This is a genomic window from Amycolatopsis xylanica, assembly GCF_900107045.1.
Classification (GTDB): Bacteria; Actinomycetota; Actinomycetes; order Mycobacteriales; family Pseudonocardiaceae; genus Amycolatopsis; species Amycolatopsis xylanica.
The window spans coordinates 299,719-321,178 of record NZ_FNON01000001.1; the positions used below are offsets into that span (position 1 = coordinate 299,719).

Consider the following 21,460-nt stretch of genomic DNA (forward strand, 5'->3'; position numbering starts at 1 on the left):
CCTTCCCGGCGAGGTGAGAGCTATGGGAACCGGTCCGGTGATTCTGGGCTTCGACGGGACGCCCGTGTCCGAACGCATGGTCGCCGAGGTCGGCGAGCTGCTGGGGGAGCGCGACGCGCTGGTCGTGACGGTGTGGGAGACGGGCCGGGTGTTCGACCTGGGCGCCGGGCCCGCGGCGACGCTGACCGGGCCGGTGGCGCCGATCGACCTGCGCACCGCCGAGCAGCTCGACAAGGCCGCGCACGACTCCGCGCAGCGGACCGCCAGCCGGGGCGCCGAGCTGGCGCTCAAGTCGGGCCTGCGTGCGGAAGGGCTCGCCGTCGCCGACGCGGTGACCGTGGCCGAGACACTGGTCCGGCTGGCGACCGAGCACAAGGCCTCGGTGATCGGCGTCGGCGCGCACCGTCACGGCAGGCTGAGCGAACTCCTGCTCGGCAGCACCTCGAAGGACGTGCTCCGTCTCGCCCCCTGCCCGGTCCTCGTCATCCGCGACGAGTCGTGAGCGCCGCGCCCGGTTACTGACCGGCAGAGCCAGGCAACGCATCAAGCCCTAGGTCGGTCCGCATGAACGCCACTTTCACAACGTTGAACGTTGCGAAAGTGGCGCTCACGTCGTCGCGCACGGCCGGTCCGGGCGCGCGTGGGCGCCGATCCGCATGAACGCCACTTTCGCAACGCTGAGCGACACATAGGCCCCGTTCATTCCATCCAGAACCCAAAACCGGGCAAATGGACGGGAGTGGCCGCGATGTCCGAGGAGCCGATCTTCGCGAAACCCGAGTTCAGGCCATTGGATGGCCTGAACTCGGGTTTCGCACTGGCAGCCCTCATCTCGCAGGCCAAGCGCTCCCGGCATGGGGGTCAGAACCGGGCGCGCCACTTGTGGGGTCGGATCAGGGGTAGGCGGGGAAGTTCGGCGGGCGGCGCTCGTTCCAGCTGGCGAGTCCCTCCGGGAGTTCCGGGCGGCCGAACGAGTCGAGCATGAGCGCGGTGGCCTCTTTCGCGGCGGCTTCCAGTGGGAGCGCGGCTTCGCGGAAGAGCTGTTCCTTCATGATGGCCATCGAGCGGGGCGCGCTGTGCGTCGCCAGCTCGGTGGCGTACTCCCGCGCGCGGGGCAGGAGGTCTTCGGGCGCCACGACTTCCTGCACGAGGCCGTAGTCGAAGGCCTGCTCGGCGGTGAACGTGCGGCCGGAGAGCAGGAGGTCGAGCGCGCGGCCTCGGCCGACTAGTTCGGGGAGCAGCTTCGCGACGCCGTATTCGGCGACCAGTCCGCGGCGGGCGAACGAGGTGGCGAACTTGGCGCCGGCGGCGGCGAAGCGGATGTCCGCCGCGCAGGCGACGACGAAGCCGAGCCCGGCGCACCCGCCGTTGATCGCGGCGATCACCGGTTTCGGGGTGAAGGCCGCGGCGAGCACGTTGCGGAAGCCCTCGTGGTCGTCGAGGTCCGCGGTCGGCGGCGCGCTGGAGATGTCGTCGAGCAGCCCGAGATCCGCGCCGGGGCAGAAGGCGCGCCCGGCGCCCGTGACCACGACGGCGCGGATCGCCGGGTCTTCGCCCGCCCGGCGCAGCAAGGTGCCGTAGCGGATCTGCATGGCCTGGTCCATGGCGTTGTGCCGGGCGGGCCGGTCGAAGGTCACCGTGGCGACCGCGCCGTCGACCACGTGGCCGACACCGTCCACTGTGGACTGCTGATCGGATCCTGGGCTCATGGCTCCATACTAAGCGGGCGCTTAGCTTTCGTCGAGGGGTTGACGGGCCAGGCGGCGCCTCCTAACGTCGGCATACCGACTGGTCGGTGCGGACTGTGGAGGGTGCCTGGATGAGCCGCTATGACGCGAAGCCCTGGCTCGGCCGCTGCGACGAGCGCATGCGCGACGCGCCACCGGCGCCGGGCACGAGCCTGCCGGCCGCCTTCCGTCGCAGCGTCGAAGCCGCGCCCGGCCCGATGTACCGCGACCGCGAGCTGGCGCACGTGCTCTCCGACGCGGGTGTCCGCGCGATCGTGTGCTCCCAGTCCGAGTGGAATCCGTACATTTCCGGCGTCGCCGCCTCGAGTGAGGTGCGGATCGCGCTGACCACGAGCCAACTCGACGGGGGTAGTGTTCATGGCTGTCCGGGTGACGATGCCACGCCGAGACCAACCAGTCGGTACGCTTACTGTCCGAGTGGGACGGTCCGCGGCCTGGCGGGCCAGGCAAGGTGACGAAGGTGGCACAGCGATGACGAGAGCAAGTACCCGTAAGCCGGCCGTCGCCGTCGACGTGCACGCCGACGAGACGTCCGTGCCGCGGCGGCTGCTCTCCCACGCCACGAAGCTCTTCGCCAAGAAGGGCTTCGACCGCACCTCGGTCCAGGAGATCGTGGAGGCGGCTGGCGTCACCAAGGGCGCGATGTACCACTACTTCGGCTCCAAGGACGATCTGCTCTACGAGATCTACGCGCGCGTGCTGCGCGAGCAGACCGAGCAGCTGGAGAACGTCGCCGTCACCGAGCAGCCACTGCGTGAGCGCCTGCGCGCCGCCGCGTCGGACGTCGTGGTCTCCACGATCGCCAACCTCGACGACAACAAGATCTTCATGCAGTCGATGCACCAGCTCAGCGCCGAGAAGCAGAAGGCGGTACGCGCGGAACGCCGCAAGTACCACGAGCGCTTCCGCACCCTGGTGGAGGAAGGGCAGTCCACCGGCGAATTCCGGGACGACAAGCCCGCCGACGTCATCGTCGACTTCTTCTTCGGTTCAGTGCACCACCTCGGTTCCTGGTACCGCCGCAGCGGTTCGCTTTCGGCTCGCCAGGTCGGTGACCATTACGCCGACCTGCTCCTTTCGTCGTTGCGCCCTGACTGAGTCGCGCACTGACTAATCCGGCGGGCGGGACCGCGCGAACACCACGCGCGGCCGGATCTCGTCGAGTCTTCGTTCCACCACCGTGCCCGGCGGCCAGAGACTGACCAGATCGAGCAGCGACTCCGCCATTTCCGGTGCCAGCCAGGCCGGGTAGCCCTGGTCAGCGAGACTCGCCCGGAGCGCTTCGACGTACCCGGCCTCCGTGAAGCCGGCCAGTTCGGCAACCCGCGCGGTCGTGGTCGCCCGATGGGAACTGAGCCCGGAAAACGCTCTGCCACAGCCACATTCGCCGTCGGCGTCCCGTTCGTCGCTGGCGCAGGCGGGCTCGATGAAGACGAGTTCGCCTTCGACGCACCAGTTGTAGTCGTTCGTCCGCTTGCCCTGGGTCTGGCCGGTGGCCACCAAGATCTTCATGTCCGTCTCCTGTCCTCGTGTGCTGGTTCTTCGATGATCCAGTGATAGCAGGAGGCACCGACAGTTTCGGGAAACCGGCTGGGCGTAGCGGGTTCGCCGGTAGCGTCCGAAATAGACCAGGACTAGGGACGCAGCCGTCCGGTGGCCAGCACCCAGGCGGCGAGCGCCGCCATCGGGATGGTCAGGTACACGGTGACGGCCATGACGTTCACGCCGGCCAGCAGGAACCCGGTCAGCAGTGACAGCACCATGTTGTTGCCCGCGTGGGCGAGGCTCGCCGTCCACACGCTGCCGCCGCGCACCCGCAGCCAGCTCAGCAGCACCTCCTGGCACACGAACGAAAGCGTCCAGACGGCGAGTCCCGCCACGACGTCGTCGAACTCGATGTAGCCGACGAACGCGAGCGGGTAGTGCCACACCGCCCAGATCAAGCCGGTAGTCAAGGTCGCCGCCACCGGGCGGCCGGGGAACACCCGCTGCCGCAGATAGGCGGTCCAGCCGAATTCCTCACCCCAATAGATCGGCGTGAGCAAGGGGACGACGAGCAACAGCACCGCGATCAGCGCCCAGCCGGGCATGCCGCCGATCTGGCCGTCCAAAGGAGCCAAATGTTCGCCGAACAGCACGGCGACACCGGCGGTGGCGGCGACGAGCACGGCAGGGCCGAGCCAGGCCATCAGGTACTGCGGCCACGCCGCGCGCAGCCGCGGCCGCAGGCCCGCGTCCGCGAAACCCTCGCCGGTCACCCAGCGCCGCACGACGAACGCGGCCAGCGCGGGCGCGAACGCGAAAGGCAGCTGTACCAACGGGTTCACCAGCGAGAAGCCGAGTGCCCATGCGCCGATCATGCCCAGCCAGGCGAGGCCGAACGCGAGGCCGAGGAAAACAGGGAGCCCGTTCAGCCGGGCTTGCACAGTGGTCATGCCGCAACAAGATCATCGGGACGGGTGCGCGGTCATTGACAGCAGCGGGCCATTCGGAGGTAGGGCCAGGCCTACCCCGGAACTACGCCGAGTGGGTGGGACACGGCACGCCCCTGCGCATACGGTTGCCCCATGACCAGGGGGAAACCACGAACGGCGCGCGAGGCGCTGACCACCGGCAGGTTCCTGCTCACCGCGTGGCCGTGGCGCGCGTACGCACATTTCGCCGGCACACCGGTGATCGCGGCGATGGCGCTGGCGCCGCTGGCGATACCGGCCGTGCCCTGGCTGCTGGCGTCCAGGCTCGGGGAGCCGACGCCGTGGATCTCGATGCTCGTGCTGGTGCTCGCGGGCGGCCTGCTGCTCGCGGCGGCGTTGCCCTGGGTGGCCGTCCCGGTGGCCAGGCTGGAACGTCGCCGGTTGCGCCTGGTGGACGACCGCCCGCTCGGCGATCCACCGCGCGGACCGGTCCGGTACGGCGACCCCGCTACCTGGCGCGCCGTGGCCTATCTGGTACTGCTGGTCACGGTCGGCGCGCCGCTCGCGGCCGCCACCTGTGGCCTGGTGCTGCTGCTCGCGTTGCTCGCCGGGTCGCCGTATCTGGTGGACGGCACTTCGCCGGTTTCGCTCGGCTTCACCACCGTCACCACCACTGCGGGTGCGATCCCTTACGCCGTGACGGCGGGCGTCGTGCTCGTGCTGTCGCCGTACCCGGTCGCACTGCTGACGTCGGCGCACGGCGCGGTGGCCCGCGCGCTGCTGCGCGACGACGGCGGCCCGCTGCGCGCCGAGCTGGTCGAGGTCGGGCAGTCGAGGGCCCGGCTGGTCGACCTGTTCGAGGCCGAGCGCCGCCGGGTCGAGCGTGACCTGCACGACGGCGCGCAGCAGCGGCTCGTCGCGCTGACACTGAGGCTCGGACTGGCCAAAGTGGACCTGCCGTCCGACTCGCCCGCGTACGCCGAGGTCGCGGCCGCGCACGACGAAGCCAAGGACCTGATGACCGAGCTGCGGGAACTGGTCAGGGGCATTCACCCGAGGGTGCTCACCGACCTCGGTCTCCCGGCGGCGCTGGGCGAACTGGCCGATCGCGCGCCCGTCCCGGTCAGCGTGCGTGCCGACCTGCCCGGCCGCCTGCCCGCGCCGGTCGAGGCGATCGGGTACTTCGTGGTCGCCGAGGCGTTGACCAACGTGGCCAAGCACAGCGGCGCGACCCAGGCGGGTGTCTCCGCTTCCCGGCAGGCCGGGTCGCTCGTGCTGGAGGTCAGCGACGACGGGGTGGGCGGCGCCGATCCGGCGGGCGGCACCGGGCTGACCGGGCTGGCCGACCGCGCGGCCGTGGTGGGCGGGCGGATGTTCCTGTCCAGCCCGCCGGGTGGCCCTACGGTGGTGCGCGTGGAGTTGCCGTGCCCGTGATCCGAGTCGTGCTCGCCGAAGACGGCGTGCTGCTGCGTGCCGGGCTGGCCGGGCTGCTGGAGCGGTTCGGGTTCGACGTGGTCGCCCAGGCAGGCACCGCGGACGAGCTCACCGACGCGGTCGAGCGGACCCGGCCGGACCTGGTGGTCACCGACATCCGCATGCCGCCGGGCTTCACCGACGAGGGCCTGCGGGCCGCCGTGGCGTTGCGCCGGGCGGATCCGGGACTGGCGGTCGTCGCGTTGAGCCAGTACGTGGAGCGCAGCTACGCCGCCGAGCTGCTGGACTCCGGCGACGGCGTGCGGGTCGGCTACCTGCTCAAGGACCGGGTCGTCGACGTGGAGGACTTCGTCGCGACGCTGCGCCAGGTGGTGGCGGGCGGCACGGTGGTCGATCCGCAGGTGGTCCGCCAGCTGCTGGCGCGCCGCCGTGACCCGCTGGCCCGCCTGTCGCCGCGCGAACGCGAGGTGCTCGCCCTGGTCGGCGAAGGTCACTCGAACGCGGCGATCGCGGCCAGGCTGGTCGTCACCGAGGCGGCCGTCGGCAAGCACGTCGGCAACATACTGGCCAAGCTCGACCTGCCTCAGACGGAGGACACCAATCGGCGGGTGCTCGCCGTGCTGACGTATCTGCGCGCCACGACCGGTTAGCCTGGCGGCGGCCGGTTCGATCATGACCGGCGGCCGCCGACCGACGAGGAACGGGCATGGAGGAGTCGCCGTCGTTCGGCGCTGAGCTGCGGCGGATCCGGACCGGGCAGGGCATGTCGCTCGCCGATCTGGCGAACCTGGTCCACTACAGCAGGGGCTACCTGAGCAAGCTCGAAACCGGTGCGAGGCCGGTCTCGGTGGACCTCGCGCACCAGCTCGACGACGCGCTCGACGCGGCGGGACTGCTGGTCCGGCTGGCTGAAGCGGCTCAGCGGCCGCAGTGCCCGTATCGCGGGCTGGCCGCTTTCGGGTCAGCGGACGCCGCGTGGTTCTTCGGACGCGAGGACACCACGCGCGAGCTGCTCGCCGTCGCCGAGCGCGCACTCGGGAACCGCAAGCCGGTCGTCGTGGTCGGCCCGTCGGGCGCGGGGAAGTCCTCGGTGGTGCGTGCCGGGCTGCTGCCCGCGCTGGCCGAGGCCGGACCGGCGCGGCCGGTCCGCGTGCTGACGCCCGCGTCGTCGCCGGTGATCGAACGGCCTGCCGCACCCGAGGTGCTGGTGGTCGACCAGTTCGAGGAGATCTTCACGCTGCGCGACGACGAGCGCGACCGGCGCGAGTTCATCGAGTCGCTCGCCGGGATCGCCGCCGAGGGCTCGCTGGTCGTGCTGAGCCTGCGCGCCGACTTCTACGCCAGGTGCCTGAGATACCCGGATCTGCTGGAAGGCTTGCGCCAGAACCAGGTGACCGTCGGCCCGATGACGGAAACGCAGCTGCGCGCGGCGATCACCGGCCCGGCCGAGCGGGCCGGGCTGACGCTGGAAGCCGGTCTCGTCGAGCTGCTGGTGAATGACGCCGAGGCGCTGCCACTGCTGTCGCACGCGCTGATGGCCACCTGGGCGGAACGCGAAGGCACGACGCTGACCGTGGCCGGGTACCACCGGACCGGCGGCATCGCGAACGCCGTGGCGTCGACCGCGGAACAGGTCTACGCGGCCCTCACCCCGCCGGACCGGGACGCGGCGCGCCGGTTGCTGCTGCGCCTGGTCCGGATCGGCGAACGCGAGCAGGACACCCGGCGCCCCGCCGGCCTGGACACGGTGGCGTCCGACAGCGCAACGGCACTCGGCGAACTGACCTCCGCGCGCTTGCTCACGACCGACGCCGACACGGTGACGATCGCGCACGAGGCGCTGCTGTCCGCCTGGCCGCGGCTGCGGGACTGGATCAACGCCGACCGTGACGGCCTCCGCGTGCATCACCAGCTGGCCGAGGCGACCGCCGCGTGGGAGGCCGAGCGCCGTCACCCGAGCATGCTCTACCGCGGCCCGCGGCTGGTGCTCGCCGCGGACTGGGCGGCCGAGCACGCCGACCGGCTCGGCGGCGCGGAACGCGATTTCCTGACGGCCAGCCAAGATCGTGAACGCGCGGTGGCCGAGCGCGAGCGGCGGCACACCCGGCGGCTGCGGCTGCTGGTCGCCGGGCTCGCGGTGCTGACCGTGCTGGCGGGCGTCGCGACCACCATCGCGGTGGTGCAGAACTCGGCGTCGGCCCGCGAACGCGACATCGCGGTGTCGCGGCAGCTCGCCAGTGAAGCGGGCCAGACCCGGCTGACCGATCCGTCGCTGGCGGCGCAGCTCAACCTCGCCGCGTACCGCGTCGCCGACACGCCCGAGGCACGCGGCGGCCTGCTGAGCGCGTCCGGCACTGTCCACGTGACCAGCTCGAAGCCGCACTCCGACACGATCACCGACCTCGCGTTCAGCGCCGACGGCCGCACCTTGGTCACCTCGGGACTGGACGGGACGACCCGGTTCTCGGACGTCGCGCACGCGGGCGAGCCGGTGCCCGGCGCCGTGCTGCGGACGGGAGCCGCCACGGTGACCGCGCTGGCGCTCGACCCGGTCACCGGCCTGCTCGCCACAGCAGACAAGCCGGCCGCCACCGGCTTGTGGACGACCACGTCCGACGGCCGGCCGGTGCGGGCCGGTGAGGTGGCGGGCCCTGGGCAGGCGACGGCGGTGGCGCTGAGCCACGGCGGGCGGCTGCTGGCGATCGGGCAGGAAGACGGCGGCGTCGCGGTCTGGGATGTCGGCGATCCCGCGCGCCCGGTGGCTCGCGGGACGCTGCCCGCGCATCGCGGGGCCGTGCGCAGCCTCGTCTTCGCCCCGCACGCGTCACTGCTGCTCACCGGCGGCGACGACTTCGCGGGCGGGCTGTGGGATCTGGCGGGGCCACCGGTACGGCTGGCTTCGCTCGACACGCACACGGCGACGATCCGCGCGGTCGCCTTCAGCGCCGACGGGACCACCGCGGCCACCGGCAGCGACGACCACAGCGTCGACCTCTTCTCGCTCGCGGACGTCCGGCGGCCGGTGCGCGGGCTGCGGCTGAGCGGCCACACCAACGCGATCCGCGGCCTCACCTTCAGCCCGGACGGGCGCACGATCGCGACCGCGGGCGACGACCAGACCGTCCGCCTGTGGGCCGCCGCGGACGGCACGCTCCTGACCTCGATGGCGCAGCCGCAGCCCGCGCGCCGGGCCGCGTTCTCCCCGGACGGCAGGATGTTCGCCACCGGGGACGCCGCGGGCGGGCTGTGGCTGTGGCACCTGCCGCCGCCTGTCTTCGCCGACCGGGCTGGCACCACGACGCTGGCCTTCGACCCGCACCGGCCGCAGCTCGCCGTCGGCGACCGCGAAGGCAGGGTGCACCTGCGCGCGCTCGGCGACCGGCGCGAACTCGGCGTGCTGAGCGAGCAGGGTGGCCCGGTCGGGACGCTGGCCTACGACCCGCGCGGCCCGGTGCTCGCGGTCGCGGGCGAGGACCAGGTCACCCGGCTCTGGGACGTCGCCGATCCGGCGCACGCACGGGTGGTCGCGTCGCTGGGCGACCGGACGACGGGACACGCGCTCGCCTTCCGCCCGGACGGCCGCGTCCTCGCGGTCACCGGCGTCGACCACACCGTGACGCTGTGGGACACCACCGAGCCCGCGTGGCCCGTGCGCCTGCCCGCGCTCAGCGGCCACGGGAACGACATCTTCGGCCTCGCGTTCAGCCCGGACGGGCGCCTGCTGGCGACCGGCAGCAACGACTACAGCGGACGCCTCTGGGACGTCGCCGACCCGCGCGCGCCGCGGCTGCTGACCAGGCTGACCGACCACACCAACGCGGTCAGTTCGGTCGCGTTCGCGCCGGACGGCCGCACGCTGGCCACGGCGTCGAACGACCACACCGTCCACCTGCTGGATCTCGGCGACCCGGCACGGCCGGTGCTGCTCTCGGAGCTCACCGGGCACGCGGCGCCGGTGAGCTCGGTGGCGTTCAGCCCCGACGGAAAGCTCGTGGCCACCGCGTCGGACGACGGCTCGTCCCGGATCTGGGAGGTGACCGATCGTGCCAAGCCGAACCCACCCGCGGTGCTGACCGGCCACACCGGGCTCGCCTACGTGGTCGCGTTCAGCCCCGACGGCAAGCAGGTGGCTTCGAGCGGTGAGGACCAGACGGTCCGGCTGTGGAGCACGGACCCGGCGGAGGTCGCGGGGCGGCTGTGCGCCTTGGCGAGCCCGCTGTCGCCGGACCAGTGGGACCGGCGCGTTTTCACCGTGCCGTTCCGCCGGCTCTGCGGTTAGCACCTCGCCCACCTCGGCTGATGGGTCCCCGGCTCGTCTAAGCTCCCACGCATGCCGGACACGCAGTACGAAGACCTGCTTCGCCACGTGCTCGAAACGGGCGCCCGTAAGGAAGATCGCACCGGGACGGGCACACGGTCGATCTTCGGGCATCAGATGCGCTACCGGCTGGACGACGGTTTTCCGCTCATCACAACGAAAAAAGTCCATTTCCGGTCGATCGCGTACGAGCTGCTGTGGTTCCTGCGCGGTGACGCGAACGTCACCTGGTTGAGGGACAACGGCGTCACCATCTGGGACGAGTGGGCCGCGCCCGACGGTGATCTCGGCCCGGTCTACGGGGTGCAGTGGCGGTCGTGGCCGACACCCGGCGGCGGGCACGTCGACCAGATCGGCGAAGTGCTGCGGACGCTGCGCGAGAACCCCGATTCCCGGCGCATGATCGTGTCCGCGTGGAACGTCGCCGACATCGGGCGGATGGCCTTGCCGCCGTGTCACCTGCTCTTCCAGTTCTACGTCGCCGACGGGAAGCTGTCCTGCCAGCTTTATCAGCGCAGCGCGGACCTGTTCCTCGGCGTGCCGTTCAACATCGCGAGCTACGCGCTGCTGACGCACATGATCGCCGAGCAGGTCGGCCTCGGCGTCGGTGACTTCATCTGGACCGGTGGCGACTGCCACATCTACGACAACCACGAGGACCAGGTCCGCACGCAGCTCGCCCGCGAGGCGCGGCCGTTCCCCACGCTCAGCCTGAAGCCCGCGGACGACCTGTTCGAGTACACCTACGAGCACATCGCGCTCGGCGGCTACGACCCGCATCCCGGCATCAAGGCGCCGGTGGCGGTGTGATCGGGCTCGTCTGGGCCCAGTCGGCGAACGGGGTCATCGGCCGTGACGGCACCCTGCCCTGGCACCTGCCCGAGGACTTGAAGCACTTCCGCACCCTGACCGCGGGCGCGGCCGTGCTCATGGGCCGCCGCACCTGGGAGTCGCTGCCGCCGCGGTTCCGCCCGCTGCCGGGCAGGCGCAACCTCGTGCTTTCCAGCACGCCCCAGCCGGACGTGGAGACCTTCCCCGGCCTGGAACAGGCGCTCGCCGCGGTGTCCGAGGACGTCTGGGTGATCGGCGGCGCGGCGGTGTACCGGGCCGCGCTGCCGTTCGCGGATCGCGTCGTGGTCACCGAGATCCAGGAGCACTTCGAAGGCGATACCTACGCTCCCGAAGTCGGGCACGCGCCGGATTCCGCCGGTGCGTGGCAGGAGTCTTCGACCGGTCTGCACTACCGCTTCCTCGAATGGGCCAGCCTTCGTACGGCGTGACTTTCGGCGGCTGACGGCAGGCTGTGGATGTAGGAGGCCTGTTTCACGCATCCTGGAGTGATGCAGGGTCTCGCCGCCGAAGCAGCCGCGCGTGCCGCGCTCGCGCGTGCCGCCCTCATGCTCGCCCAGCGTGCGCATTCGCTGGCCACGCAAGAACGTCTGCACGCGACTTGGGACCATGCGCGGGTCGAGGCACTCTCGCGCTCGCAGGAGACGACGTTGCGGCGGCAGCGGGCGCAGCTGGCCGAATGCCGCGACTGGCTGGAAAAGCACCGCGTGGCCCGCTCGGCACCGGCGTCATCCGTGACCGTCGGCGAGTGGACGATCGAGATCCGCCGCGTCAGCGCGTACCTGCGTGGCGACGGGGACCTGTTCTTCGACCCCGACGACCCGCCCCGGCACGCCGTCCTCACCATCCGGCACGACCGCTACCCGTTCACCTTCGAGGACACCGAAACCGCGTCCGGGATCGCGTTCCCCCGCACTGATCTCGGCAAGATCGTCGCGGTGCTCGATCAGGTCCTCGGTCATCCCGCGTACTTCGACTTCCGGGGGAGGGGCGGCGTCATCCCTGGCCAGTGGAGCGAGCCGGAGACGGTGGACGGCTGGGTCCATTTGTCCGGCCCGCTCGTGGCCTTCGGCACTCGCATCGGGGATTGGGTGCCGACGCCCTGTGTCGAGCTGTTCTACAGCAATATCGCCGAGTTGCGGGACAAACTCCGCTCGGTGCCCGCCGGCCGCACCGTCCGTTGTCACGGTGCGTGATCAGAACCCGCTCGCGTGCTGTCCCTGTGGGTTTCTCGTTATGCGCGCTCGGAAAAGTTCTGCTATAGCGAAAGCTTAACGTTCCCGAGTTGTTCTGTCCGGTTTGGTGGTTTCAGTGGCCCTGTTGACAACGGCTCGGGCGTTACAATAGTGTAATTCTACTACAGAATTGCATCCTGGGGGATGATTCTAATGTTAGAAGCACTGGGGCTCAGTGGTACCTCCGAGATGGTATATCTGGCGTTGCTGGACTGTGCGGGCGGTGACCAGCACCATCTCGCCGATCATCTCGATCTCACGGAACACGAAGTCCGTGAGGCGCTGGACGAATTGACGGAAATGGCGTTGCTGCAGGAAGGTGACACCGGCCGGCAGCGGACACCGAAGCTCGTCGATCCCGAGATCGGTATGGCGGCATTGATCGCCAGGCAGCAGGCCGAGATCGCGCGAAGGCAGCAGGAAATCGAAGAAAGCAAACTCGCGCTCGCGCGGTTGCTTTCCCAGCATTCCGAATCCCGGCCCAAATCGGCTGATTCCGGCGTCGAGCACTTAACGGGCGCGGCGGCGATCCGGCGGCGGCTCCGTGAGATAGCGGCGTCGTGTGAATGGGAGGTGTGCTCGTTCATGCCGGGCGGCGCGGAGTTCGCGGAGAACCTGCCCGGCGATCGATTCCTGGATTCCGACGCCATCGACCGGGGCGTGCGCCTGCGCACGATCTACCTCGACAGCATCCGCAACCATCCCGCCGCGGCCGGGTACGCGCAGTGGCTGTCCGAGCTCGGCAGCGAGGTGCGCACCGCGCCGTCGCTGCCCCAGCGGATGTTCGTCGTCGACCGGCGGATCGCCATGGTGCCGGTCAACGCCGACGACGAGGACGACGAATCGGCGGTCGTCGTCTCGATCGGCGGCGTCGTCAGTGCGCTGTACACCCTGTTCGCGTCGGTGTGGCGGACCTCGACGCCGCTGGGGCTGCCCCGGCCACGTGCCGCGGACGGCCTGACCGACCAGGGTCGGGAGGCGCTCAAGCTGCTGGGGAAAGGGTGCACCGACGAGGTGATCGCCCGCCGCCTGGGTGTCTCGGTGCGCACGGCCCGCCGCGTCGCTTCGGAGCTGCTCGCGCGGTTGGACGCGCGGAGCCGGTTCCAGGCGGGCGCACGGGCCGTGGCACGAGGCTGGGTCGATCTCGACGACCTGGACTAGTGTCCCGGCCGGACTCCGGGGACCTGGCAGGACGGGTCCTCGGAGAGCCCCTTGAGCTGGCGGTATCCCATGCCGCAGCAGTCGCCGGTGATGTCCTCGTCCAGCGCGTCCACCGGGTGGGGCACGTCGAGCGGCTGGACCCGGGTCAGGTCGATGGGCTCCGTCTCGTCGTCGATCCACATCAGACCGCCGATGGTGATCAGGTCGAGGTGGGCCCACGCCATGTACTCGACCCGGGTGAAGCTCTGGTTGTGCGCGCCGAATCCGAGGTGCAGACCGCAGCTGCGCTCGTTGATGTGCGAGTTCGTGGTGCTGAACTCGCCGACACCGTGGTTCGTGCCGAGGCCGAACTCGCCGACGTTGCGGCCGTTCGGGCTGTCCAGGCAGAGCTGGAACATCTCCTGCAGCTCCGGGCGGTCGCAGCTGACCGACACGGCCTTGCCCGCCTCGATCTCCACCCTGGCCGGGTTGTCGGCCAGTTTCGCGTTCAGGTCGCTGATGATGTTGGCGTTGTAGGCGCCGTCGGCGACCAGGACCCCCTCGACGTTGGCCGGGTAGGTGGCGATCTCCCCGGCGGGCAGGATCGTGAAGCCACCGGGACGCCAGATTCCCCGGTTGCTGATCCACTGGTACTTCTCGCTGTCGAGGTCGACCGTGATGTCCGTTCCGCCCTCGGTGGTCACGCGGACTCGCTTGGCGTTGTCCAGCCGGTGCAGCAGCGTGCCGTTGAGCGACGACAACTCCGCCGGGCTGACGTTGAGCGCCCTGGTGAAGAAGTCGGCGGACGCGCTGATGATCCGCAGGATCATGATCTTGTCATGGCCGTACCGGCTCAGCAGCGGCGCGAGCACGTCGAAGTGCGACATCGTGTCCCGCTCGAGGGTGATGATGACCAGCCTGCCCGGCAGCGTGTCCGGATCCGGCAGCACCTTGCCGATCCGCTCGGCGAACTCGCTGTCCTCCAGCGGGCGCATCGGAACGATGTCGGCGGGCACACCGCGGTGCTTGAGCCCGAGCGCGACCCACGCCGCGGGCTCTCGGCTGTCGGGCGTGTAGGTGATCACGAACTTGTCCTGGTCGCGGATCATCACATAGTCATCCAACAGCGAGCCGACTCCCTCGAAGACCCGCTCGTCGACCATCTGCGCAGTCATTGTTGCTCCTTGAATAGCGCCCGAAGTGAACGATTTACTGGCCGGGTGCGGTGACTCCGCCGGCATGAGTGCCGACGGAGTCACCGACCTTTGATAACGCGTCGCGGCAATTACTTCGCCGTGCCGTCGGTATCCCTTACTGCGTGGCCAGATACCAGGCGATGGTTCCGAACTCGGTCTGCTCGGCCTTGCCGGGCTCGGGCTCGGACTCGGCCATGGCGGTGAGCAGGGTCTGCAGCTCCTGAGAGTCAGGCATTGCGTGAACCTTCCGTCGAGACCACACCGGCTACCTGCCGGCGAGCCCCATGTTTCTGCACGCGTTCGCCTGTCGCGAGTGGTCAGTTCCTGCCAGCGAACGGCGCGGCATGAACAGGCCATCATCGGCGATGGTGGCTTATTGCCGCGCATGTAGACTCGGGAATTGACGCCGAATATCAACGCAGTCGCTTGTAATGACTCAGGAGCGTAGTGCGATGACATCCTCCGCCGAGGAATATCTGCGAAATCAGCTCACCTCATTCGAGATAGACCCGGACGCGACCGCCGCGTTGGCGACGGTGTATCACCGGCGGCTCGGCCGCCGCCTCTGGACGAGTCTCGCCGGACAGGGCACGCCGCCGGACGGACCCGATGGCTGGCGGCGTCTCACGTGGCTGCACCCGAGTGTCGTCCGCATGGTCACGGTCGGCCCCGTGGACGCGGACGCTCTCCATGCCGACGCCGGTTTGTACACCGTGGACGGCGGACCGGCCCGGCCACCGCTGGAGCATCTGCCCGAGCGCGACGGCGTGCGCTGGCTCGACGAAAGCGTTCGCTACCTCGAAGACGACATCCAGCGGGTCGACAACGCCCAGTCGTTGACGCTGTCCCGGCCGCTGGCCCTGAGTTCCCAGGCATACGTCGACCAAGCCGCCGAGGTGCTCGCCAGGGTGTGGCCCGCCGCCGCGCGGGAGTTCCGGACCCTGGTGCAGTCGATCGTGTACGTGGACGGGACGGTGTTCCGCTCGGCGACGGTCGAGCAGACGTACGGCGTCATCTATGCCGCGCCGCAATCGCTGGGCAGTGTGGCCGCCGCGTTCGAGATGCTGCTGCACGAGACCGGTCATCATGCCCTGTATCTGCGGAACTCGTTCGGGCCGTTCGTGCTCAACGGCTCGGCGCTGGCCTCGCATCCGCTGCGGCCGGACCCGAGGCCGATCTTCGGCGTCCTGCATTCGGCGCACGTACTGGCCCGGATGGCCACCGGCCTGCACCGCTGGACCGTGGAGGCAGGCGCTCCCGACGAGGCGCACGAGCGAAGGGAACAGGCGCTGAAGAACCTGTCGCAAAGCCTGGACATCCTCGGCAGGGAAGCCGAGTGGACGGCTCAGGGCATCGACTACTTCAAGGACCTTCGCGCGTGTGAGGACTCGTTGCGGGCGGCGTGACCGAGTCCGGAGAGGGGAGCCATGACAGGCCGATCACCAGTGCTGATCGTCGTCGGCGGCGGCCATCGGGTGTACCACGAGTATCTGCTGAGCCTGATGGCCGAACACGCACGGGTGTGGCTGCTGGGGGATGCCGAGCCGACCTGGGAGAAACTCTATGTCTCCGGCTACACGGTGGTGGACACCGGCGACGCGGCGGCCGTGGCCGAGGCGGCCACGCGCCTCGCCGAACGGGCGACGGTCGACGGAGTGTCGTGTTTGGACGGTGCCGGTTCGGTGGCGTGCGCACACGCCGCCGCTGCGCTCGGGCTGCCGGCCACTGAGCCGGAAGTCGTTGCCCGAAGCCACAAGCAGGACGAAGTCCACGACGTGTCGGCCGACGACCTCACCTTCGACATCGCCTGTGTCGACGGCGAACCGTATCCGCTGTTCGTCAGCAGGCGGATCGACGCCGTTCTTCCCGAGCTGACAGGTTCGGGTTATATAGTGGATTCGACGTTCGCCGACGAGGAGACGACCGCCGTGGCGATGGCCGCGCAGCGGTCGGCGGGCGTGCGTTACGGCGTCACCCACACCCGGGTGACACGCACCGCACGCGGACCGAAGGTCGTCAGTGTCCACTGGGGACTCAGCGGTGACCTCGTGCCCTACGCCGCGTCGATCGCCGACGGCGTCAACCCCGGCCGTGTCCTGGTGCAGGTCGCACTCGGACTACGTCCCGACCCGATCCCCGCGCGCGCCCACCGCGTCGCCGCCGTCGGATTCCTTACCGCGCAACCGGATACCGCCATCGGCCCGGTGCACGCGGACGAGACCCGGCTGCCGTTGTCCGTGGACGTGGCGGAGGCGTTCCCCGCGCCCGATCGGCGCTCACTTCGTTACGCCTACAGCGTTGTCGTCGACGACACCGTCGCAGGGTGCGCGCGGGCCCTCGCCGCGGCCGAGAAGGCGTTCATGCCACGTCCGAAAGGAAAGTCTCGAGATGGAGCCACTGGCGTACCCGATGCCCCGGTCCTGCCCGATGCGTCCGCCGGACCAGTACGCTGAGCTGCGTGCCGGGGCGCCGCTCGCCGAGATCACCCTGCCCAGCGGGCGGACCGCCTGGCTGATCACGCGCTATGAGCACGTACGCCGATTCCTCGCCGACCGGAATGCCAGCACGAACCGGCTGCACCCCAATTTTCCGTTCTACCTGCCGCTGTCCCGGAAACTGAGAGAAGACGTCAACGCGTCCCTCATGAGCCTGGACCCGCCGGAGCACACGGTGCTGACCCGGATGGTGATCCCCGAGTTCACCCACAAACGCGCGCAGCAGCTGCGGCCCCGCGTGCAGAAGATCGTGGACGAGCACATCACGATGATGCTGGACGGCGACCGGCCGACCGACCTGGTGGAGACGCTGTGCCGCCCGATCACGTCGCAGGTCATCTGCGAGGTGATCGGCGTCCCATATCACGATCGCGACCTCTTCCACTCGACCAGCAAGGTGATGGCCGACCGCAACAGCAGCTCGGACGACCGCGACAAGGCGGACGCCATGCTGCGGGAGTACCTCAGCGATCTGGTGGCGGCCAAGCTGAACGAGGACGGCGAGCCGGGAGATCATCTGATCGGCCGAGTCATCGCCAGGAACCGGGAGAAAGGCGTACTCGGACCGGACGACATCTCCGCGTTGTGCCTGTCGCTCCTGACGGCCGGGCACGAGACCACGGCCAACGTGATCTCACTCGGCACCGTGCTGCTGCTCGAGAACCCCGAGCAGCTCGCCGCGCTCCGGGCCGACCCGGCCCGCGCCCCGGGCGCGGTGGAGGAGATCCTGCGCCACACCAGCATCACCGACCCGAGCGGGCTGCGGGTGGCGCTGGCCGACATCGAGGTCGGCGACATGATGATCAAGAAGGGTGACGGCGTGGTCGTGTCCACCGCGGCGGCCAACTGGGACGAAAGCGTCTTCCCTCATCCGGAGAAACTCGACTTCGACCGCGACGCGCGGCAGCAGCTGGCCTTCGGTCACGGCATCCACCGGTGCGTCGCGCAGAACCTGGCCCGCGTCGAACTCGAGGTCGTGTTCACCACCCTGTTCGCCAGGGTGCCCGGCCTCCGGCTGGCCGCCCCCGTCGAGGAACTGTCCTTTAAGGACGGATCGCTCCTCTACGGCATCCACAATCTGCCTGTCACCTGGTGAGGAAGATGACCGCACCGGCCTTGACCGCCGAGGAGAACACCGTCCGCTTGCTGGCTCCGCTGCGGGACCGGCGCTTCGCGCTGTACCTCATCGGCCAGCTGCTCTCCCAGATCGGCGACGGCATCTATCTGGTCACCCTGCCGTTCATCATGCTCAACCAGGGTGGCGGCCCCGCGAACCTCGGCGTGGTGCTGGCTTGCTACGGACTGGCCAGGCTGGCCTTCCTCCCGGTCGGCGGAACGCTCGCCGACCGCCTGGGCTCCCGGCCGGTGATGCTCGCCGCGGACGCGCTCCGCGCGCTCGTCGTGCTCGGTTTCGTCGGGCTCGCCGCCGGCGGCCGCATCCCGCTGTGGGCGATGATCATGGTCGCGGTCCCGTTCGGCGCACTCGGCGGGATCTTCATGCCCGCCTCGTTCGCGGTACTCCCGCAGATCGTCCGCCCCGGCTCGCTCGCCGCGGGCAACTCCCTGATCCAGATCATGCAGAGCACGTCGAGGGTCACCGGGCCCGCGCTGGGCGGCACGCTCGTCGGGTCATTCAAGAGCGGCGTGGGTCTGCTGATCGACGCGGCCACCTTCCTGGTGTCCAGCCTGACCCTGCTGGCGATCCGCCCGGCCAAGCCCGCGGCCGCGAAAACCGAGGAGACGCACACTGACGACGTCCAGGACGGCGAACGGCTGAAGACTTGGCGATCGGTGCTGCGCTACGCCGCCGGTTCTCCGCTGGTGTGGATGAACCTGCTGACCACGCTCGTGTTCAACCTGGCCGCTGTCGGCCTGATCGAGGTCGCGCTGCCGATCTTCGCCCAGGATTCGCTGGGCCGCGGCGCCTTCGGGTTCGGGGTCATGATGGCGGGCCTCGGCGCAGGCTCGGTCATCGGAGCGCTGCTGGGCCCGGCGCTGCTTCGCCTGCGCCGTCGCGGGCTGATCGCGCTCTGCGTCGGCATCGCGGAAGGGCTTGCACTGGCGGTCATCCCGGCGGGCTCGTCGCTGGTGGTGGCGACCGCGGCGATGTTCACCGCCGCGTCCTTGCAGGCCTTGGTGAACGTCTTCTACATGACGATGCTCCAGCGGACGGTGCCCGCCCGCGCGCTGGGCAGGGTCATGAGCCTGCTGGCGACCTGCGCCGGTCTCGCCCACCCCGTTTCCGCGCTGCTCGCCGGGGCCGTCTTGGGCACGGCCGCCCCGGAGGTCGTGATCATCGTCGCCGGGCTGGGCGTGTCAGCGGCCTTCTCGGTCGGATTCTTCAGCAGGCCGTACCGGAATCTTTAGTCCTGAAGGGTGGCCAGCCGCCGGGTGACGAGATCGGCGTCGGTGGCACGGTGTTGGGCTTGGAACATCCCCAGAGCTTGTCGCCAAGCCGTGCGGGCTTGCTCGGGCCTGCCGAGCGCGAGGTGGGCGTGGGCCAGCCCGTCGAGGATCTCGGCCTCGAAGTTGGTATGGCCCAGGTCGCGGCACAGGCTGTGGGCCCGCTGGTAATAGTCGAAGGCATCGGCATGGCGGCCGGTTTGGCGGGCGATGTAGCCAAGACTGTCCAGGGTGGCTACGACACCGAGGGGGAAGTCGTGACGCTGCAGCAGGGCCAGCGCGGCTTCGCAGTGTTCGCGAGCCTGGTCGTGGTCGCCGTTCAGCGCCGCACTCCAGCCCATCATGTTCAGCACATCGCCTTGCCAGGCGGGCAGGTCGAGTGCCCGGAACAGTTCCAGTGCGGCGGATTCGTGCTGTAGCGCCTGCCGGCAGTTCCCTTGCCGGTCACAGACCCAGGCGAGGTACCGGTGGGCATGGCCCTGGCCGTGCTGGTCGCCGGCGTCCTGGGCCACGGCCAAGGCGCGGCGCAGGTGGTCCAGGCCCTCGTCGTGGTGGCCGAGCAGGGAGTGGACCCGGCCCAGGCCCCGGTGGGCGAGACTGCGCGCCAAGGGGTCGGCGAGCCGCTCGGCCGAGGTCAGGGCGGCGGACCACACGGCGAGGAAGTCGCGGCTGTGCCCCTGTTGCCAGAGGAAGTCGTTGAGCCCCCAAGCGATCTGCCACGCCTGCCGGTCCCAGTGGTGTTCGGTGGCGAGTCGTTGCGTGGCGAGCAGGTTGGGGTGCTCGGCTTCGAACCACTCGAGGGCTGCCGCGCGGTCGGGCAGCGGGTGGGGGTGACACCCGGCCGCGGGGATGCCGAGTTCGATCGGCTGGCGATGGGGGTCGAGCAGCCTGCCGCCGGCGAAAGCGGTGTGCAGGTAGAAGTCGGCCAGCCGGCGCAGCGCCGCCTCCCGCACCGGCACGGGCAGGCCGTGGCGGGCCTGGTCGGCGGCGAAGAGCTTGACCAGGTCGTGCATGCGGTAGCGGCCGGGCGCGTGGCGCTGGATGAGTGAAACCCTTTCCAGTGCTCGCAACACTTCGCCGGCCTGCTCGTCGGACAGGTGGGTGACACTGGCGGCCGCGGGCAGGCTGATGTCCGGTCCGGGGGCCAGCCCCAGCAACGCGAACGCCTCGGCCTGAGCGGGGGTGAGCGCGTCGTGGGTCCAGGACAGGGCGGCGCGCACACTGGCGGCGGGGTCGCCGGTGTCCAGCGCCCCGAGGCGGGCCCCGCTGTCGCGCAGCTCGCCCGCCAACTCGGCCAGCGGAACGTCGGGCCGCAAGGCGGCGCGGGCGGCGGTCACGGCCAGCGCCAGTGGCAAACCGGCGCAGCGGGCCAGGAGTTCGGTGACCGCGCCGGGCTCGGCGCGCAGCCGGTCCGATCCGAGGCGCCGGGCTAAAAGCTGCCAGGCATCGGTGTCGTCCAGCGCGTCCAGCGGCAGCGGCGTGGCGCCGTGGCCGGTGATCAGGCCGGCGAGCCGGTCGCGGCTGGTGGCGATCACCGCGTGCGTGTCCCCGCCGGGCAGCAGGGGGAGTACCTGGTCGGTGTCGCGGGCGTTGTCCAGCACCACCAGCATCCGCCGTCCCGCCATGACTTCCCGGTAGAGCGCGGTCTGGGCTGGCAGGCCGATCGGGATCGCGGCGGGCGGCACGCCGAGTGCGTCGAGGAATCCGCGTATCGCCTCTTCCGGTGGCATCGGCTGGCCGGTGGGGCTGTAGCCGCGCAGATCGACGAACAACTGCCCGTCGGGGAACCGGTAGGCGTTGTCGTGTGCCCACCGCACGGCCAGCCAGGTCTTGCCGAAGCCGCCCCCGCCGCCGATCGCCGACACCACCACCGTCCCACCCGGCCCGGCGGCGTGGAAGGTCCTGTCCAGCCTGGTCAGTTCGTCCCTGCGCCCCACGAACATCGCCGACCGGACGGGAAGCTGCGCGGGCGGACCTGGATCCGCCGCGACCGCTGTGTCACCGCCCGCGGCGGCGAGCAGTCCCCGCCGCGCGTCCGGCTCCAGTCCGAGCGCGTCGGCCAGCCCGCGCACGGTGTCCAAGCGAGGGTTGGTCCGTTGTCCGGCTTCCAGCCTGCTGATGGAGCGAACGGACACGCCGGAACTCTCGGCCAGTTGCTGCTGTGTCATTCCCGCCGCACGCCGTAACTGCCGCAGCAGCTCGCCGAACCCGCCGGCCACGTCCGCACC

The 21,460-nt window shown here is 70.3% G+C and carries 19 protein-coding genes; 13 read left to right on the plus strand and 6 right to left on the minus strand.

Features of this window, described 5'->3' with window-relative positions; translation table 11 throughout:
- The first annotated feature begins 22 nt into the window (after nt 1–22).
- Nucleotides 23–502: a universal stress protein gene (locus BLV57_RS01220; protein ID WP_091285457.1), complete on the plus strand. Its 480-nt coding sequence runs from the start codon at nt 23–25 to the stop codon at nt 500–502.
- A 391-nt stretch (nt 503–893) separates the two neighbouring features.
- Here the strand turns inward: BLV57_RS01220 and BLV57_RS01225 are convergent, their stop codons facing one another.
- The gene (locus BLV57_RS01225; protein WP_091285458.1) at nt 894–1,709 is read right to left on the minus strand and encodes an enoyl-CoA hydratase-related protein; all 816 of its coding nucleotides are present in this window, start codon (nt 1,707–1,709) and stop codon (nt 894–896) included.
- A gap of 118 nt (nt 1,710–1,827) precedes the next feature.
- The gene (locus BLV57_RS01230) at nt 1,828–2,079 is read right to left on the minus strand and encodes a hypothetical protein (protein WP_091285461.1); all 252 of its coding nucleotides are present in this window, start codon (nt 2,077–2,079) and stop codon (nt 1,828–1,830) included.
- 140 nt (nt 2,080–2,219) lie between these two features.
- Between BLV57_RS01230 and BLV57_RS01235 the strand changes: the two genes are divergently transcribed.
- The gene (locus BLV57_RS01235) at nt 2,220–2,846 is read left to right on the plus strand and encodes a TetR/AcrR family transcriptional regulator (protein WP_091285463.1); all 627 of its coding nucleotides are present in this window, start codon (nt 2,220–2,222) and stop codon (nt 2,844–2,846) included.
- A 12-nt stretch (nt 2,847–2,858) separates the two neighbouring features.
- On the opposite strand, the gene BLV57_RS01240 is transcribed toward BLV57_RS01235, so the two are convergent.
- Both BLV57_RS01240 and BLV57_RS01245 read right to left on the minus strand, forming a co-directional pair.
- Nucleotides 2,859–3,260, minus strand: coding sequence for a DUF7715 family protein (locus BLV57_RS01240; RefSeq protein ID WP_091285466.1), 402 nt, complete (start codon nt 3,258–3,260; stop codon nt 2,859–2,861).
- 122 nt (nt 3,261–3,382) lie between these two features.
- The gene (locus BLV57_RS01245; RefSeq protein ID WP_091285468.1) at nt 3,383–4,183 is read right to left on the minus strand and encodes a CPBP family intramembrane glutamic endopeptidase; all 801 of its coding nucleotides are present in this window, start codon (nt 4,181–4,183) and stop codon (nt 3,383–3,385) included.
- A 132-nt stretch (nt 4,184–4,315) separates the two neighbouring features.
- On the opposite strand from BLV57_RS01245, the gene BLV57_RS01250 reads away from it, so the two are divergent.
- From BLV57_RS01250 to BLV57_RS01280, 7 genes are all read left to right on the plus strand, one after another.
- Nucleotides 4,316–5,596, plus strand: coding sequence for a sensor histidine kinase (locus tag BLV57_RS01250; RefSeq protein WP_091285470.1), 1,281 nt, complete (start codon nt 4,316–4,318; stop codon nt 5,594–5,596).
- Complete coding sequence (locus tag BLV57_RS01255; RefSeq protein ID WP_091287809.1) at nt 5,596–6,246, plus strand: response regulator; 651 nt, start codon at nt 5,596–5,598, stop codon at nt 6,244–6,246. The genes BLV57_RS01250 and BLV57_RS01255 overlap by 1 nt, the downstream gene beginning before the upstream one ends.
- A 56-nt stretch (nt 6,247–6,302) precedes the next feature.
- Entirely contained in the window at nt 6,303–9,875 is a 3,573-nt protein-coding gene (locus tag BLV57_RS01260; protein ID WP_091285473.1) for an nSTAND1 domain-containing NTPase, read from the plus strand.
- A 51-nt stretch (nt 9,876–9,926) separates the two neighbouring features.
- Complete coding sequence (locus tag BLV57_RS01265) at nt 9,927–10,724, plus strand: thymidylate synthase (protein ID WP_091285476.1); 798 nt, start codon at nt 9,927–9,929, stop codon at nt 10,722–10,724.
- Nucleotides 10,721–11,194, plus strand: a complete 474-nt coding sequence (locus tag BLV57_RS01270) for a dihydrofolate reductase (protein WP_091285478.1) — start codon at nt 10,721–10,723, stop codon at nt 11,192–11,194. The genes BLV57_RS01265 and BLV57_RS01270 overlap by 4 nt, the downstream gene beginning before the upstream one ends.
- Nucleotides 11,195–11,254: 60 nt before the next feature.
- Nucleotides 11,255–11,959: a hypothetical protein gene (locus BLV57_RS01275; protein ID WP_091285481.1), complete on the plus strand. Its 705-nt coding sequence runs from the start codon at nt 11,255–11,257 to the stop codon at nt 11,957–11,959.
- Nucleotides 11,960–12,187: 228 nt separating this feature from the next.
- On the plus strand, nt 12,188–13,159 hold the full coding sequence (locus tag BLV57_RS01280) for a helix-turn-helix domain-containing protein (RefSeq protein ID WP_218134553.1): 972 nt from the start codon (nt 12,188–12,190) through the stop codon (nt 13,157–13,159).
- On the opposite strand, the gene BLV57_RS01285 is transcribed toward BLV57_RS01280, so the two are convergent.
- Complete coding sequence (locus tag BLV57_RS01285) at nt 13,156–14,313, minus strand: 2,5-dihydroxypyridine 5,6-dioxygenase NicX family protein (RefSeq protein WP_091285487.1); 1,158 nt, start codon at nt 14,311–14,313, stop codon at nt 13,156–13,158. The genes BLV57_RS01280 and BLV57_RS01285 overlap by 4 nt on opposite strands.
- 473 nt (nt 14,314–14,786) lie before the next feature.
- Here BLV57_RS01285 and BLV57_RS01290 point away from each other — a divergent pair, with 473 nt between their 5' ends.
- Genes BLV57_RS01290 through BLV57_RS01305 form a run of 4 tightly spaced genes read left to right on the plus strand, consistent with a single transcriptional unit; the run spans nt 14,787 to nt 19,196 of the window.
- Nucleotides 14,787–15,740 carry an aKG-HExxH-type peptide beta-hydroxylase gene (locus BLV57_RS01290; protein WP_176968462.1) on the plus strand — a complete coding sequence of 318 codons (954 nt, stop codon included), beginning with the start codon at nt 14,787–14,789 and terminating at the stop codon, nt 15,738–15,740.
- A 21-nt stretch (nt 15,741–15,761) separates the two neighbouring features.
- Complete coding sequence (locus tag BLV57_RS01295; protein WP_143046946.1) at nt 15,762–16,787, plus strand: ATP-grasp domain-containing protein; 1,026 nt, start codon at nt 15,762–15,764, stop codon at nt 16,785–16,787.
- Entirely contained in the window at nt 16,723–17,925 is a 1,203-nt protein-coding gene (locus tag BLV57_RS01300; protein WP_091285499.1) for a cytochrome P450, read from the plus strand. Before BLV57_RS01295 ends, BLV57_RS01300 begins: the two co-directional genes overlap by 65 nt.
- Nucleotides 17,926–17,930: 5 nt before the next feature.
- The gene (locus BLV57_RS01305) at nt 17,931–19,196 is read left to right on the plus strand and encodes an MFS transporter (protein WP_091285502.1); all 1,266 of its coding nucleotides are present in this window, start codon (nt 17,931–17,933) and stop codon (nt 19,194–19,196) included.
- Here the strand turns inward: BLV57_RS01305 and BLV57_RS01310 are convergent.
- Nucleotides 19,193–21,451 (minus strand): ATP-binding protein, encoded by a 2,259-nt coding sequence (locus BLV57_RS01310; protein WP_091285505.1) that lies wholly within the window; start codon nt 21,449–21,451, stop codon nt 19,193–19,195. The genes BLV57_RS01305 and BLV57_RS01310 overlap by 4 nt on opposite strands.
- Between the last annotated feature and the right edge of the window lie 9 nt (nt 21,452–21,460).